Here is a 16,989-nt window from a genome sequence, read left to right as displayed (position 1 = left end):
GCGTTGTTGTAATTGGCGGGCGTGCATGATGCCGGACACAATATTGCCCACGTAAACGAAAAAAATCCCGCACTGGGCGGGATTTTGATCAGGTCGTGAAACCTTAATACTGGCGGAGAGGGTGGGATTCGAACCCACGGTACGGGAAACCGTACGCCTGATTTCGAGTCAGGTACATTCGACCACTCTGCCACCTCTCCGGTTAACTTGGTCGTTCACTGCTTGGAGCAGCAAAGCACGCAAGTATAGCAGAAGGTTTTTAAGTAAGGAACAGCCCTTTTCATTTTTATTTGATAATTATTTTCCCCGCTTTGATTCCCGCCATTTGAGAAGCAGCGTCGGCCATTACAACAAAGCCTCCCTGGAGCCTCAGAAAATGCTGCAACAAAACTGTCATATCATCTTCTTGTCATAAATGCTCTCTAGCATCACCGGCTTAGTTCATCAGAACAATATCCTCCGGGACTGGCCATGCCCCCCTTTACCTTCGATCCGTTTTCACCGAGCAGCGAAACTGCTCAGATCATCGCGCGTGCCGCTTCACAGCTGCCGGGCGGCGCCAATCCCGACGACGATCAGGGCCAGATGCTGGCCTTGCTGCATGAAATCATCGCCCAGCGCAATCTGACCGCCCTGTTCCAGCCCATCGTGCGCATGCGCAACGGCGACATTCTGGGTTACGAGGGCCTGATTCGCGGCCCCTCCAATACTCCGCTGCATTCGCCGCTCAATCTGTTCAAGGTGGCGCGCGCCCACAATCTGAGCGTGCAGGTGGAATATCTGTGCCGCCACATCGTCATGGCGCGCTTTGCGCAGTCCGGCCTGCCCGGCAATCTGTTCCTCAATGTCAGCCCCGGCGCCCTGATGCAGCCCAAGGCCATCCACGGCGAGACCTTGCGCTATCTGGAAAAGCTGGGCATCAATCCGCAGCGCATCATCATCGAGCTGACCGAGAACGAGCCGACCTACGATTACGTCTCGCTGCGCAATGCCGTGATGTATTACCGTGAGATGGGCTTCCAGATCGCCATCGACGATCTGGGCGAAGGTTTTTCCAGTCTGCGTCTGTGGTCGGAGTTGCAGCCGGAATACGTCAAGATCGACATGCACTTCATCCAGGGCATCAATCACGATCCGATGAAGCTGCAGTTCGTGCGCTCGATTCAGGAAATTGCAGAGAAATCCGGCTCCATCGTGATCGCCGAAGGCATCGAATCGCAGGCCGAGTTGCTGACCATACGCGACCTCGGCATTGCCTGCGGCCAGGGTTATCACATCGCACGGCCGATGGCGGAGCCGATGACTTCTATTTCGGAGGATCTGAGCAAGTCGCTGCGACGCGACAAGGTACCGCTCACCGAACAGAAACACGGTCTGGCCAAGCGCAACGCCACGGTGTTGAAACTGCTGCGCGAAACCCAATACGTCTCGCCGGAAGTGCCCAACGACCATGTCTACGAACTGTTCGTCAACGATCCCCAATTGCAGGCCTTGCCGGTGGTCAGCAACGGCCTGCCGATCGGCCTGATCAATCGCTACAGCATGGTCGAACGCTTTGCGCGTCTGTATGGCCGCGAGCTGTACGGCAAGCGCTCCTGCACCTTTTTCATGGACCCGAATCCCATCCTGACCGAACAGGACACCAGCCTGCAGGAGCTGAGCAATCTGCTGGTGCAGGCCGAGTCGCATCACCTGTCGAACGGCTTTATCATCACCGACCGCGGTCTGTATCGCGGGCTCGGCACCGGCCACGATCTGCTGCGCGAAATCACGCAGATGCAGATCGATGCTGCACGCCACGCCAATCCGCTGACGCAGTTGCCGGGCAATGTGCCGATCAACGATCACATCGAATATCTACTGCAAAGCGGGGTGGAATTCTGCATCTGCTATTGCGACCTGGATCACTTCAAGCCCTTCAACGACGTCTACGGCTATCGCAAGGGCGACGACATGATCCAGATCACAGGCCGCCTGCTGCAGCAACATTGCGACCCGCAGCACGACTTCATCGGGCATATCGGCGGCGACGATTTTCTGGTGATGTTCCAGAGTGAAGACTGGGAACGCCGTTGCCGCACTCTGCTGGAATCCTTCGCTGCCGAGTCGCGTCATTTTTACTACGACGAGGATCTGGAACGCGGCGGCTACTTCAGCGATGACCGCCAGGGCAACAAGGTGCTGCATCCTCTGGTCAGCCTGTCGCTGGGTGCGGTGCGCATCGAGCCTTCGCAATATTCCTCTCCGCACCAGATCGCCTCGGCCGCGACCAAGGCCAAGAAACAGGCCAAGAAAATCGTCGGCAACAGCCTGTTTATCGAGCGCCGAATTCCGGCCGCATTTTCGTGGGCGATGTAAATCAGGAAGGACCGGGTCGCATCGATTCGATGAAAAAAAACGGCTGACCATTTCCGGTCAGCCGTTTTTTCATGTCCATCTTTTTATATCCGTCTGTGACCGCTTCAGAGGCGGGTCATCAAGCAGATGACAGGCTTCTGCAAGGCATCAAGCCGCCGGCGTCAGCCGCTGGATGCCGCCCATGTAAGTTTGCAAGACCGCCGGAATTTCCAGGCTGCCATCAGCCTGCTGATAGTTTTCCAGCACCGCAACCAGGGTACGGCCGACTGCCAGGCCCGAACCGTTCAGGGTGTGCAGCAGCTCCGGCTTGCCCTGGGCATTACGGAAACGCGCCTGCATGCGGCGTGCCTGGAAAGCTTCGCAGTTCGACACCGACGAAATCTCGCGATAGGTATTTTGCGCCGGCAACCACACTTCGATGTCGTAGGTCTTGGCCGCGCCGAAGCCCATATCCCCGGTGCACAGCGTGATCACGCGGTAAGGCAGCCCGAGCTTTTTGAGGATGGTTTCCGCGTGGCCCAGCATGTCTTCCAGCGCTTCATACGACTTGTCGGGATGCACGATCTGCACCATTTCCACCTTGTCGAACTGGTGCTGGCGAATCATGCCGCGCGTGTCGCGGCCGTAGGAGCCGGCTTCCGAACGGAAGCATGGTGAATGGGCGGTGAATTTCAGCGGCAGCGTATCGCCGGCCACGATCTCGTCGCGCACGAAATTGGTCAGCGGCACTTCAGCCGTCGGGATCAGATACAGCGCGGTGCTGTCGCTGGTTTCGCCTTCCTGGCCGCCCTTCTTGGCCGCGAACAGATCTTCTTCAAACTTGGGCAACTGGCCGGTGCCGCGCAGCGAATCGGCGTTGACCATGTAAGGCGTATAGCACTCGGTGTAACCGTGTTCCAGGGTGTGGGTGTCGAGCATGAACTGCGCCAGCGCGCGGTGCAGACGGGCGATGCCGCCTTTGAGCACGGCGAAGCGCGAACCGGTCAGCTTGGTCGCCAGATCGAAATCCAGACCCAGCGCGGAACCGACGTCGACGTGATCCTTGATCTCGAAATCGAAGCTGCGCGGCGTGCCGACCTTGCGCAGTTCAACGTTGCCGCTTTCGTCGGCGCCCTGCGGCACCGATTCATGCGGCAAATTCGGCACCACTTGCAGGAAGGCGGTCATGCCGGCCTGCACTTCCTCCAGACGCGCCGCCGAGCTCTTGAGTTCGTCAGCGATACCATTGACTTCCGCCATCAGCGCCGATGCATCTTCGCCCTTGCCCTTGAGCATGCCGATCTGCTTGGACAGGCTGTTGCGCTTGCTCTGCAGTTCTTCGGTGCGGGTCTGGATCTGCTTGCGCTCGCCTTCCAGCGCATTGAAAGCAGCGACGTCGAGCTGAAATTTGCGTCCGGCCAGGCGAGCAGCGACGGTGTCGATGTCTTTACGGAGAAGTTGAATGTCGATCATGGAAAATGCGGAATGAATCTCGGAAAGAAGAATAAGCCGAGATTGTACCAAGGCCCGCGCCGATTCCGGCGTTACGCCGCAAAATCGGACATGGCGAGGATTGCCCGAGGATTGCCGATGGCGGCGACGCAAGCGCTGCAGCTTGCGTTATCATCGTCGCGCTCAAACCTGCCGACCGACATCATGGACGACCAACCACAAACTCCTCCGCCGCGCCCGCTCTTCATTTCCGTCATCGGCCTGGCCTGCGCGCTCGGCCTGGCGGTGTGGGCGGCAATGCGTTTCGCCTTGCACGGCAGCAACATCGTCTACGGTGCCTTGGCCGGTATCAGTTTCGGCGCCGCCTTCGCTTTCGGCCAGCAAATCAAGAACCGGATCGCCCCCTCAAAGCCGCGCACCAGCAGCTGGAAAAGCGCCTCCGCCAATCTGCCCGAGTTGCGGCCGGCACGTCAGGCGGCGATGCAGGCGAAAAAACTGAGGGTGGAATTCGACGAACAGAACATCCGTACCCTGCTCAACAAGACAGAACGCGAACACATCCGCTGGGATGAAATAGACAACATCACCATCACGATCAGCGATGAGTTTCTGCCGATGCCGCAGTGGCTGCTGATAGGCCGGAAGCGTGAAGATCAAAGCCCCAAAGGCATGCTGGTGCCGAACGACGCCGAAGGGCTGGATGGCCTGATGGACGCCTTCAAGCTGCATCTGCCGGGCTACGGCAATGATCAGACTTATGCCACAGTGATCGCCGCCATGGCGGCGATGGAAGGCAGCTTCCCGGTGTGGTCGCGCGGTGCTGCGGATGCCGCAACGCCGACTGCCGGCTGAACGCAGTCACGTTCGCCCCGCTTTACTTTTCTTTCCTGCGCGCCTCGCGATCCAGCTCGCGCAGGTGATCCATCTTGGCGCCGATCTTGGCTTCCAGCCCGCGTGGCGTCGGCTGATACCAGTTCGGTTCGCGAATCCCGTCAGGCAGATAGGTTTCGCCGGCGGCATAGGCCTCCGGTTCATCATGTGCATAACGGTAAAGCTTGCCGTAGCCGAGTTCCTTCATCAGTTTGGTGGGCGCGTTGCGCAGATGCTCGGGCACCGGCCGCGACTTGTCCTTGCTGATGAACGCGCGCGCCTGGTTGTAGGCCATGTAGCCGGCATTGCTCTTGGCGGCAATCGCCAGATAAATCACCGCCTGCGCCAGCGCCAGTTCGCCTTCCGGCGAGCCCAGCCGCTCGTAAGTGGCTGCCGCGTCGTTGGCAATCGTCATGGCGCGCGGATCGGCCAGACCGATATCTTCCCAGGCCATGCGCACGATGCGGCGCGACAGATAACGCGGATCGACGCCGCCGTCCAGCATGCGCGTCAGCCAATACAAGGCGCCGTCAGGACTGGAACCGCGCACCGATTTATGCAGCGCTGAAATCTGATCGTAGAAGGCATCGCCGCCCTTGTCGAAACGGCGCAGCGCATCGCCCAGACATTCCGCCAGCAATTCCACCGTGACCGTCGCCTGCTGTTTGGCCTGCGCCGCGCGCGACACGATTTCCAGATTGTTGAGCAGCTTGCGGCCGTCGCCGTCGGCGCTGGCGATCAGCATTTCCTTGGCCTCCGGCTGAAACTCCAGACCATCCAGTTCTTCGCGGCAGGCGCGATCAATCAGAGCGCCGAGATCTTCCTCGGTCAGCGATTTCAGCACGTAGACCGCTGCACGCGACAGCAGCGCGCCATTGACTTCGAACGAAGGATTTTCGGTGGTGGCGCCGATGAAGGTGAACAGTCCGCTTTCAACGTGCGGCAAGAAAGCATCTTGCTGGCTCTTGTTGAAACGATGCACCTCATCGACGAACAGGATGGTGCGGCGGCCGGAATTGGCGCGGATCAGCTGTGCCCGCTCGACCGCCTCGCGGATGTCCTTCACGCCCGAGAGCACCGCCGACAAGGCGATGAATTCGGCGTTGAAACTGTCCGCCATGATGCGCGCCAGCGTGGTCTTGCCGACGCCCGGCGGGCCCCACAGAATCATTGAGTGCGGCTCGCCGGATTCGAAAGCCACGCGCAGCGGCTTGCCCGGCCCCAGCAGATGCTGCTGGCCGATCACATCATCGAAGGAATGCGGCCGAAGACGTTCGGCCAGAGGAATCAGATTCATGCTTCGCAAAAAATAAAGCTGCCGCAGACACAGGGCTGCTCACATGAAGCAGCAAGGGCGACGCAGCCGGTAGTCTAACGCAGACCGGGTGAGCGGGCAGCAGAAGCTCGCCGCGCTCCGCCATCCGATCTCCGTCAGCGCCCGCAGATGGCTGAGTCCTGGCCCGGCAGCGCGCAAATTGCGCAGCAGGTACAATGCCCGCCGTTGCATCCGCCCCGCTCTGCAAGCCTGATGCCGCACTCGCGCCACGCCATGGCGCCCGCCCCTGACGGCCATGCCATGCTGCGTGGTCTCAGGCACATCGCCGCTCCAGCCCATCGCCAGAGCCACTTTATTCTTTCACCGCCATGCCCTTTGTCGTTACCGATTCCTGCATACAGTGCAAATACACCGACTGCGTCAGCGTCTGCCCGATGGACTGCTTTGTTGAAGGTCCGAACTTCCTCGCCATTGATCCCGACGGCTGTATCGATTGCTCCATGTGCGTGCCGGAATGCCCGGTCGGCGCCATCTACAATGCTGCCGATCTGCCTGCCGCGTTGGCGCACTTTGAAGATCTGAACGCCAAACTGGCCAAACATCCCGGCTGGAAACCGATTACCCAGGCCAAGGCCCCGATGCCCGATCATGCACAGTGGAAAGACGCGACCGACAAACTGCCGCTGTTGAAGATGCCTGATCAGACCTGAAGATCAGGTCCGACGATTCGGACTGCAAAGCAAAAGCCCCGCACCATTGAAGATGCGGGGCTTTTTCATTTCACAGCCCTGAGTACAACGTTCCCTGCCAAGAACTGGCAGAGCACAATCTCAGCTAGGTTGAGGCTTTTCCACCATACTCCACGCCTCTAAAAGTCGTTCTCGACTCGTAGCTCTGGCGCGCTGCAATCCGAGTTCGCGACTCATTCCAATCACCGCCGATTCCGCATCATCTCCTTCTGCGCTGTAACGACGAGCCAATACATGTAGCTCTGCGATAGAAACCTCATCAACCTGACGTGCAGTTCCCTCAATTGGCTTTCTGAATGTAATCTCCGAGCGTTCTTTCAAGCGCTTTGGCCATACAAAAAGGCCGACTGACTCTGCTTCCGTCTCAAAGTGCTGTGCAGTCAGGTCCACAACTCGACTCACGATACGAGCACCAGTACGAACCCAACCGTGAGCTCGAGCAATACGACGCGCCAAGACTTCGTCACGAACTGGCCCTTCTGTCTCAACAACAGTCGAAATCATTCCCAACAGGCGTTCGTCGTAGCTGTCGGAAAAGAACAAGTCCGGCTCAGCGACATGGTCAGTCGTTGCAAGGTCGACTTCAATGAAATAGTCTTGAGATGGAGCCAGCTCGCCGGCGCGAAAGCGTGCATACATCTCGGAAGGATGAGACGCAACATCCTCTGCCGAAGTCGTAACGGCTGATATTGGCGGCGAGTGAGCCCCATCAGTGACAACAACCTCACCGTCTGTCGCCTTAGCAGCCGCAATAACCTGTTCAGCAATTTCCGCGGCTCGTTCAGCAGCGAGCATCTCAGCCTCTCGCTTGGCATCAAGAATCCGACGCAACTTAGCATCCACCTTCTCAAGCGTACCTGGCATATCTATCCACCAATCAGTAGACCAGATACGGACAATATCCCAGCCCAAACCTCGAAGCACCTGCTCACGAAGTTTGTCGCGGTCTCGTGCGGTTGCAGAACGGTGGTATGTAGCTCCGTCACACTCCACTCCAGCTAAATAGCGGCCCGGAGAGTCTGGATCCACCACTCCCAAGTCAATGCGAAATGCTGAAACGCCTACTTGTGGATGAACAGCCCATCCTCGTTCGGCCAAGGCCGCACAAACAGCTTTCTCGAACGGACTATCGAAATCGCCAACACTGCCAGCCACAAACTCACCCAACGCGCGCGCCCCCTTCTCCGCGAACTCCAAGAAGTGCTTCAGGTCTCTCACCCCAAGGGCCTGCGTGCGTGTCAGGTCCATTTTCTCCGGGCGGAAACTACCAAACACCCTAAGCTCCTGGCGAGCGCGAGTAATAGCCACGTTCAAACGACGTTCACCACCTTGCTGGTTCATCGGACCGAAATTCATCGGCATGACACCATCCAATCCGGGGCCATACGTGACGGAGAAATACATGATGTCACGTTCATCACCTTGTACGCTCTCAAGATTCTTCACGAATACTGGCTCAAGAGCTGTGTCCGCGAAATGACGTTCAATCGACGGGTCCTTCCGCCGAGCATCGTCCAATAGGTCCTCAATAAGGCGTTGTTGCTCGGAATTGAAAGTCACCACGCCAACCGTGTGACCGCTATCGTTGAAGTCTTGTGACTTGAGTCGAGCGACCAGGTCGGCTACCAATGCTTTCGCCTCTGGCTTGTTTGTACGCGAACCACCTCTTTCGTATTGACCATCCGAAACCAAATTGAAGCTCACAGCCCTATCGTTAGTGACCGGACTAGGGAATGTAACCAGGTCGCCGTCGTAGTAGCGATAATTTGAGAATGCAATCAGGCTCTCGTGGCGGCTGCGATAGTGCCAAGACAGCTTCATCGTTGGCAGGTTGGCGCCAATGCACTCTTCCAAGATGCTTTCCAGCTCGACTTCAACATCCGAGTCATCGACATCAGACTCTGCGCGGTCGAAGAAACTAGTTGGCGGCAGTTGCTTGGGGTCGCCGACCATGATGACCTGCCGGCCTCGCGCCATGGCACCGATTGCGTCCCAAACTGGGATTTGCGAAGCCTCGTCAAAGACAACGACATCAAAATCCGCAGTTTCGGCGGGCAGATACTGTGCAATGGACAAGGGACTCATCAACAGGCACGGAGTCAAACGGAGAACCGCCTCTGAGGCTCGGGACATAAGGTCACGCAACGGGAGATGCTTTGTTTTCTTTTGCATCTCATAGCGCAACAAGCCCCATTCCGAGCCCTGCGACACCTTCGCCGGCGAAGGAAGCCCTGCAGAAAGCTGCGCGCGAACCCACTGCTGGGTCAGCGCAATGAACTTCTGGTCAAGTTCGCGGAAATCACGAATTCGCTTCTCGTGCTCCGCAGAAACGAAGGTACGCAAGACTTCATCACCATCTACGACGGCGTTCAGCCACCATCTGCAATAGTCTGTCTCGAATGCCTGCTTAACCGAGCCCAATGTGACGGAGCCCTGCTCAATACCGGCAATCAGGGGAGCAAGGCCAAGCGATAATGCCGTGGCTCTTACTTTACGCCACGCGCACCAACTCTTAAGACGGTTCGATTCTTTTGCAATCAACTGAGCGCGCTCGCCAACTTCACTCGGGATTAAGGCATGCAGGCTGTCGCTATAGGCTGCGGCAACGCCGCTAGCTAGTGCAAAGGACGTAACAACACCATCAAACTCCTTCAAGACCTGAGCATAATGCCGCCCTGCTCCGGCAATGGCGCCAGCCGGCTCCAACAGAACATTACTATCACCAAGCAAGAGCGCGATTGGGCCCTTGACCTGTGCAAGAGCCTCGGGCGTACTGGATAAATTGGCCAAGGCGCTCGCTAATGCCTCGGAGAATTGCAAGGCTGGCTCGACGCCGGCGAGCTTGGTTTGCAAGCCATTCCACAGCCCATCTGTTTTCCCAGACAGGTCACTGTAGTCTTGAAGCTGATTTCCAAGTGAAACCAGCTCTCTCATCTTGCGTAAATCCTCGGCCGCTGCTCCACCTGCGCGCCCGGAATCAATCATCAAGAAGCCCTCGTCTGTCCAGCGGTTCTCGCTACGCGCAGATGCAAGGGCGGCCTGGAACGCGAGATAGGCCTTCGCGACCGCGGTGTCAGAATCAAAGCCTTTCCAGACGCTGGTGTTTTCAGCCGCCAAATGATTCAAGGTGGTAACCATCTGGTCGATTTGCCTCAGCTCTCGAATACGCTGGAGGTCTTCGCGTGCGCCATCGCCACAGAGCCCGCGGCTAACGGGGTCTAACCCAACGTCCTCCCATTGTTTGCGCTCTCGCGCACTCCGCAATGCCATTTGGAACACATGCATCGACCTGGCCACGTCAATTTCGGTCTTCAGGCCCGCCCACGCACCTGCAGTTGGCAGTGAAAGGTCGTCAAATTCCTTAATCTGGCTGGTGAGCTGGTCAATTCTTGCCAGGTGCCCAATGTCCGCCTCGATATCAGGCTCACCTGCACTGGTTGCCAACCCCTTGAGCTGCTTAACAAGATTGCGCTTGCGGAGCAAATTGACAGGCCACGGAGATTCTTTGAGCTCCTTCAGCGCAGCTTGCAACTCACCTACAATCTTCGCGGAGACGCCATCCTTGTAAGCCAGTGATAGCTGGCTCACAACATCCTGGCGTGCACGAAGTAACTCAATAGCGCTATAGAGACGCTCGCTCAGAGTATCGTTCCAAGGTTGAGACAAGTTAGAGCGCAAATCAGAATCACGCTGCAAGTGTCTGATGCCATCTCTCAATTCATCCAAAATCTGCGAACTCACCGGAGCAGACAATTCGCCGAGCAGCTTGCGGTAGCGTTCGACAAGGGGTACCGCATTGCGCAGGCTGTCTGAAATTGCCTTGGCATCTGGACGCAACACGAAGCGCCAGTCATAGCCCGATGCTTGTGGCAGTACGGACGCCAGGGCTTGAAGCCCGGCTCGAACGCGCGGGGCCAATGGCAATTCCGGCAACCCTATCGCGGTTCGCAGAGCCAATGCGGCGGCCTCGAACCGTGACACCACACCCGGAACATCTCGCGCTACGTTGACGAGAGCCTCAGCCCATAGTGGCGACCATTCTGTTTGGACGACGTGAGCCAGGGGACTGCGAGTAAGATTGTCCTCGCCGAAAGCACTAGCGTTCACGTCCAACAAATCGGCCGTCTGACGCAATTCTCGCATTCCTGCCGTATCGTGGGCGGCAGCTGTAGGCCATGACAGTCGCAACATTGGATAGTCTCGCCCCCCGACCACGCGACCGATAGCCTCATAAACACTCAAACCATTGGAATGTCTTGTGTGCAGCCGCTCAACATAGCCATTCAGTTGGGCGCGCAGGCCGTCCAAACGCTCTGCCTCTGCATGCCAATCCTCCGGACTAAGTGCCGCGCTCGCATCCCAGGATGTGCGCAGCTGTTCCAAGACATCGGTCTTGCGAGCTTTATTGGAATGCAGCTCCAAGCAGAAATTACCCAACCCCACTTCTGCCAACCGCCGATAAACGACGTCCAGAGCGGCCATCTTTTCAGAAACAAAAAGCACACGCTTACGTTCAGCCAAAAACTGAGCGATAAGATTTGAAATAGTCTGGCTTTTTCCCGTACCTGGCGGGCCGATAAGAACAAAGTCTTTGCCCCTACTGCCGGCGACTACCGCCGATAGCTGCGAAGAATCCGCAGGCAATGGGCAGAAAGTCTCCTTCACTGGCAATTCGACATCCAACCGCCGTGCGTCTGGGAACTCAACGGTACTCTTGTAGGAGTCTCTAGGGGTATCGAGAAGGTGCTGTACGACCGGATTTTTCTTGAGGTGCTCAATTCGTTCGGTCAGGTCTCGCCACATCAAATACTTGGCAAAGGAGAACGAGGCCAAAACCACGTCATCGACCACTTCCCAGCCAGGAATGTCTTTTACGGCATAGGAAACTGTTTTCCAGATACCGGCCACGTCCAAACCGGAATCATCTTGGGGAAGGCCCGTATCGCGTACGCCCAGCTCAAGCTCATAGTCTTGGCGCAGCATCTGGATGAGCGTAGGGTTGAATCGGGCCTCATCATCGTGCAACTTGATACTGAATCCGGAACGTGCGCTGCGCCGCTCAAGCGACACAGGCAGCAGAATCAACGGCGCACGGTACTTCTTGTCATCCTTGGCTTCTTTCGTCCACGATAGGAAGCCCAGAGCCAGGAACAATGTGTTTGAGCCGCCCTCTTGCAAGGTCGTCCTTGAGCTTCTAAACAACTCGAGGAGCCGGGCTTCTAGCTCGTCTTGCGCCAAACCGACAAACACCTCTTTGCGTTGGAGGGCGTCCAGAGCGTGCTGGCGCCGAACATGTTCCCGCTCGCGCGCCTCATGGATAGCACGATTTCTGGGGTCTTCACCATCCATCAGGTCCGGACGGCTCAGAAGCTTGATTGCATGGCCCTCGGCAAGTACATCCTCGAGCCAACCAGGCTCAGGAGCATCAAGCTTCACGGATTTCTTACCGGCCTTGAAGCTAAGAAGGTTGTTGCGCAGAGAAAGGTCCAGCAGCTTTCGCTGCCACCTGGACAGCCGGTCTTCAGGACGCTCGTCCTGGACTTCCGGTTCTCCTCCTACTGAGTCCAATTGGTCAGGAGCTTCCTCCCACCCCTGATCCTGTGCGTGCTGGTGTGCCTGCACGACAGCGTCACGCTCGATAGCCTTTTCGCTGGCCAGGGGCTTAATTCTCTGCAACCGAGCCCGGCGAATATCGACAGCGAGCTCAAATATCTCTTCTTCTGCCTCAGAAATGTGCTCCTCGCCTTTGGCTATCGTGAAACTGAAAGCTGGCAATGGTCTGTGAACGACCAACGTGGACTCAAAGAGAACCATTTCGCGCAACTTGACGCGCTTGCGTAGCGCTGTAATGTCGTCTACCACGGTCGAAGAAAACTCTTCTTTCTTGAGCCAGACGCCAGGGAATGCATGCCCCTTTTGGAATACAATCAGAGGGTTCAGTCCTGCTTGCTCAAAGGAGGCGCAAATCAGCAAAGTCAGGTCCATACAAGTGCTCAACCCAGACTCTTCAATCTGGCCCGGTCCACGAACCTTTTGACCTTCTCGCTCGAAGCTCGCTGGCGGTAACGCATAATCCAGTCCCATCGCGCCAACAGCCGTCCAGATGGCCGATGCCAGCTCCCATGCGCGCTTGGCACCCTCCTCATAGCCATTAATGGCCGGCGACTTTCCTGCCTTGCGAAGAACGTCGGCTGCGCGCTTAAGCACACGCTCTACCGCCGGCTCATTGGGCTGCACAAAGGCGGCCACCATGTCCGGCAACGACGATAATCCACCCCATTGATTTCGAGGAAGCAGTTCCACGGTCTGCTCCGAAACAGCTACTCGTGTGGGCTCTGCGTCCGACGTCACCAGTTCTAGGGTAAGAGTCGCTTTCTCAGATTCTGTGAGGCGCCCTAATAATGCGCCATCTAACCCGATATCCAAGTCATTGACGCGAATCGTCTGACCTGGAGCCAAATGATCCAGATGCCAAGTCTTGGGCTTCAAGAAGGATGGTTCTGAAGTGACTATCAAACGTAGATTGCGGTATGGAATCTCAGTTTCATTCGCTACTGCCAACTCGTGAATTGCTGGCACGGCATTCTGAAAATCCGCTAAATTGACACGCCCTGACACGCTTACTTGGATTTTGACTTCGCGTGCTATCTCTTCCGACGGCTGCGCCGGTTCGACTTCCCCAGATTGCATGGTGAATCCCCGATGTTATAGCTAGATTTTGTATTCGCTGTTTCTCAGCGATTTCCCCAAGGAAATTACACATTGCTGCTTGAACTGGCAGATAACGCGTAATTTCCAATCAAACCTCTAGGCTACAACATTTCCCGTCACTTGATATTGGCGCACATCATTCAACCCTCTAGCTATCCGCCCGCCAAGTCGCTAATTTAAACCACCCACCCAGACCGAGTCCTAAGGGCCCGGGCAGCCACGGAAGACACCCCAAAGGTTGGATCAGTGTCCAACTTTTGGGGTGCAGTTCAGCACCATTGAAGATGCGGGGCTTTTTTCATTCAGCACCGAGGGCCTGAAATATCAGGCGCGCTCAGTTTTTAGTTGTTGAACACATCCGCGCCCTTGGGCACCGTGAACACAAAACTATTGGGCTTGAGCGGAGGATTCTTTTCAAAGCTGTTGAAGGTCAGCAGCGACACCTGGCCGAAGGAATCATGCAGCTCCATGGCCACCGGCGTACCGTTCTTCAGACCGATGCCGATGCTGTCGAAGGTGGTGTCCTTGCTTTTCGGGGTCGCTTCCAGCCATTCCAGACCATCCTTGGTGCCGCCCTCTTTCAAGGTGAAATTCTTTTCCAGATCATTGCTGCCGAACAGGATCGCCGCCGGCGATGAGCCCAGCGCATTGCCCAGTTTCTTGGTGGTGACCTGGTTCAGATCCTTGTCGTAGATGAAGAGCTTGTCGCCGTCGGCCTGCAGGACTTGCTCGTACGGCTTCAGATAGGTCCAGATGAATTTTCCGGGACGCGAAAACGTGAACGTGCCGGACGAGGTGTTGATCACCTTGGTCGTGCCGTTGTCGTTCTTGACCAGACGTTGCACGAAATCGCCTTTGGCCGACTGGGTTGAAGCAACGAATTGCTTGAACTGATCCAGTGCGGCGGCCGATGCGCTCAAAGGCACAGCCAGCGCCAGCGTGGCGCACGCGAAAGCGGCCGTCGACACAGACTTGCGCAGGCCTGCGCAGAAAGAGGATGCTGCTGCGGCAGCTGGTGCAGAAAATTGCATGGAGTGTTTGTGCATGTTGTTATTTCCAATCGTGCTTGATTCCGGTTGAGCGGGCCTTGCCGGCGAAGTCGCCCGAGGCAAGCGGCTGAACCGCTGAATACGCTGAATATGAATGCCTATTGCAACCTATCGCGGCTTAGCAGAACAGCCCTGTTACGCTTATTTACGCCGCTTACTCTGTCGCAGCATTCCCGGCCGGCACCAGAATTTCGCGGTTGCCGTTCGATTGCATGGTCGAGACCAGACCGCTCGTTTCCATCTGCTCCAGCAAACGTGCGGCGCGGTTGTAGCCGATGCGCAGATGGCGCTGCACCAGCGAGATCGATGCGCGACGATTCTTCAACACCACCGCCACCGCCTGATCGTAAAGCTCGTCGCCTTCGCTGCCCGATGTTGCGCCACCCGCACCGCCGGCCGCGCCATCGGCATCTTCCAGCACGCCGCCTTCCAGAATGCCTTCGATGTAATTGGGCTCCCCTTGCGACTTCAGATGCTCGACCACGCGGTGCACTTCGTCATCCGACACAAAGGCGCCGTGCACGCGCATCGGCAAACCGGTGCCGGGCGGCATGTACAGCATGTCACCCATGCCCAGCAAGGTCTCGGCGCCCATCTGATCCAGAATCGTGCGCGAGTCGATCTTGCTGCTGACCTGGAAGGCAATACGGGTCGGTACGTTGGCCTTGATCAGACCCGTGATGACATCGACCGAAGGACGCTGCGTCGCCAGAATCAGGTGAATGCCGGCGGCGCGCGCCTTTTGTGCGATCCGCGCGATCAGTTCTTCGACCTTCTTGCCGACCACCATCATCAGATCGGCCAGTTCGTCGATGAAGATGACGATGGTTTCAAGCTGCTCCAGCGGCTCCGGCGCATCCGGCGTCAGGCTGAATGGATTCGGGATCTTTTCGCCGCGCTTGTCGGCATCGATGATCTTCTGGTTGTAGCCGGCCAGATTGCGCACGCCCATCTTGGACATCAGCTTGTAGCGGCGCTCCATCTCGGCCACCGCCCAGTTGAGCGCATGTCCGGCCTGCCGCATGTCGGTCACCACCGGCGCTAGCAAGTGCGGAATGCCTTCGTAGATCGACAGTTCCAGCATCTTCGGATCGATCAGGATCAGACGCACCTGCTTGGCAGTCGACTTGTACAGCAGCGACAGAATGGTGGCGTTGATCCCCACCGATTTACCCGAGCCGGTGGTACCTGCCACCAGCAAGTGCGGCATCTTGGCCAGATCGGCCACCACCGGATTGCCGGCGATGTCCTTGCCGAGCGCCACGGTCAGGCTGGAATGGCTGTCGTTGTAGACCTTGGAACCGAGAATTTCCGTCAGGCGCACGATCTGGCGCTTGGGATTGGGCAACTCCAGGCCCATGAAATTCTTGCCCTGAATGACTTCCACCACGCGAATCGAGGTCAGCGACAGCGAACGCGCCAGATCGCGCGCCAGGCTGACGATCTGGCTGCCCTTGACGCCGGTGGCCGGCTCGATTTCGTAGCGGGTAATCACCGGGCCGGGATAAGCCGCCACCACTTTGACCTCAACGCCGAAATCGGAGAGTTTCTTTTCGATCAGGCGGCTGGTGAATTCCAGCGTCTCGACCGAGACCGTCTGCTGCGCCGGCGGCGCTTCATCCAGCAGCGACAAAGGCGGCAAATTGCTGTCGCTGTCGTCGAACAGACTGGTTTGTTTTTCCTTCTGCACGCGGTCGGATTTCTGCACCGCCACGATCTGCGGTTCGATGCGGATAGGCGGCGCTTCCACGATCTTGGCGCGCTCCTGCACCACCACTTCTTCGCGCTTGACCGCCGCCTCCTGACCGACCTTGCGGTCTTCGCGCGCGACGTAGGAATTGCGCAGCCACATCAGACCGTCTTCGATGGCGCCGCCTATGCGTTCGACCGCAGCCAGCCATGAAACATGGAAAAACAGGCTGAAGCCCAGACCGAACAAGAGCAGCAACAGCAAGGTGGCGCCGGTGAAACCGAAGACCGGCTGCACCGAAGTACCGATCATTTCGCCCAGCACGCCGCCGGAGGAATGCGGCAGTTTCACCGCCAGCCTGTGCATGCGGGTGAATTCGATACCCATGCTGCCGGTGAGCAGAAACACGAAACCGACGGCGCGGATCAGCGGCTCCTGATGATGCTCGGGCTCGGTTTCCTTCTCCACCAGAAAACGGTTGGACAGACGACGATAACCATTCCAGATCGAACGACCGACCAGCACGCACCACAGCCAGGCCGACATGCCGAAGATGTACAGCATCAGATCGGCGATCCAGGCGCCGGCGCGGCCACCCCAGTTGCGCACTTGCGGCACCGAACTCGCTACCGACCAGCCGGGGTCGGTCTTGGAATAGGTCAAGAGGATCAGCACCATGTAGGCCATCAAGGCTGCCAGCGCCAGCCAGCGCGCTTCTGACAGCAGGCGCACCAGGCGGTTGGGCAGAGGCGGTGCTGGCGTCTTGGTATTGCGGATGTGTGCTTGACTTGTTTTGGACATAAATCTCACTACGTGAACAAACTTTGCCGTCATTGTAACGGCGATTACCTGCTG

General features: G+C 57.5%; 8 protein-coding genes and 1 tRNA gene. 3 read left to right on the top strand and 6 right to left on the bottom strand.

Annotated elements, in window-relative coordinates:
* Window positions 1–110 precede the first annotated feature (110 nt).
* A tRNA-Ser gene (locus PQR62_RS04610) sits at window positions 111–200 on the bottom strand.
* A gap of 271 nt (window positions 201–471) precedes the next feature.
* On the opposite strand from PQR62_RS04610, the gene PQR62_RS04605 reads away from it, so the two are divergent.
* Window positions 472–2,358 carry a GGDEF domain-containing protein gene (locus tag PQR62_RS04605; RefSeq protein WP_408155275.1) on the top strand — a complete coding sequence of 629 codons (1,887 nt, stop codon included), beginning with the start codon at window positions 472–474 and terminating at the stop codon, window positions 2,356–2,358.
* 147 nt (window positions 2,359–2,505) lie between these two features.
* Here the strand turns inward: PQR62_RS04605 and serS are convergent, their stop codons facing one another.
* Window positions 2,506–3,810 (bottom strand): serine--tRNA ligase, encoded by a 1,305-nt coding sequence (gene serS / locus PQR62_RS04600; protein ID WP_408155273.1) that lies wholly within the window; start codon window positions 3,808–3,810, stop codon window positions 2,506–2,508.
* A gap of 183 nt (window positions 3,811–3,993) precedes the next feature.
* Between serS and PQR62_RS04595 the strand changes: the two genes are divergently transcribed.
* Entirely contained in the window at window positions 3,994–4,641 is a 648-nt protein-coding gene (locus PQR62_RS04595; RefSeq protein WP_408155272.1) for an anaphase-promoting protein, read from the top strand.
* Between the two features lie 22 nt (window positions 4,642–4,663).
* On the opposite strand, the gene PQR62_RS04590 is transcribed toward PQR62_RS04595, so the two are convergent.
* Window positions 4,664–5,956 (bottom strand): replication-associated recombination protein A, encoded by a 1,293-nt coding sequence (locus PQR62_RS04590; protein WP_408155270.1) that lies wholly within the window; start codon window positions 5,954–5,956, stop codon window positions 4,664–4,666.
* A 347-nt stretch (window positions 5,957–6,303) separates the two neighbouring features.
* Between PQR62_RS04590 and fdxA the strand changes: the two genes are divergently transcribed.
* Window positions 6,304–6,645 carry a ferredoxin FdxA gene (fdxA, locus tag PQR62_RS04585; RefSeq protein WP_408155268.1) on the top strand — a complete coding sequence of 114 codons (342 nt, stop codon included), beginning with the start codon at window positions 6,304–6,306 and terminating at the stop codon, window positions 6,643–6,645.
* A 120-nt stretch (window positions 6,646–6,765) separates the two neighbouring features.
* On the opposite strand, the gene proA is transcribed toward fdxA, so the two are convergent.
* The 3 genes from proA to PQR62_RS04570 all read right to left on the bottom strand — a co-directional run bounded on the left by proA (window position 6,766) and on the right by PQR62_RS04570 (window position 16,935).
* A complete protein-coding gene (gene proA / locus PQR62_RS04580; protein ID WP_408155266.1) occupies window positions 6,766–13,374 on the bottom strand; it encodes an anti-phage protein ProA in 6,609 nt (2,202 codons plus the stop codon).
* Window positions 13,375–13,736: 362 nt separating this feature from the next.
* On the bottom strand, window positions 13,737–14,441 hold the full coding sequence (lolA, locus tag PQR62_RS04575) for an outer membrane lipoprotein chaperone LolA (RefSeq protein WP_408155265.1): 705 nt from the start codon (window positions 14,439–14,441) through the stop codon (window positions 13,737–13,739).
* A gap of 157 nt (window positions 14,442–14,598) precedes the next feature.
* Window positions 14,599–16,935, bottom strand: a complete 2,337-nt coding sequence (locus PQR62_RS04570) for a DNA translocase FtsK (protein WP_408155263.1) — start codon at window positions 16,933–16,935, stop codon at window positions 14,599–14,601.
* Window positions 16,936–16,989: the final 54 nt, after the last annotated feature.

Origin of the sequence: Herbaspirillum lusitanum (assembly GCF_046025995.1) — a bacterium.
GTDB lineage: Bacteria > Pseudomonadota > Gammaproteobacteria > Burkholderiales > Burkholderiaceae_D > Herbaspirillum > Herbaspirillum lusitanum_A.
Note: the sequence above shows the minus strand (reverse complement) of the source record. Positions and strands in the feature narration are given on the sequence as shown.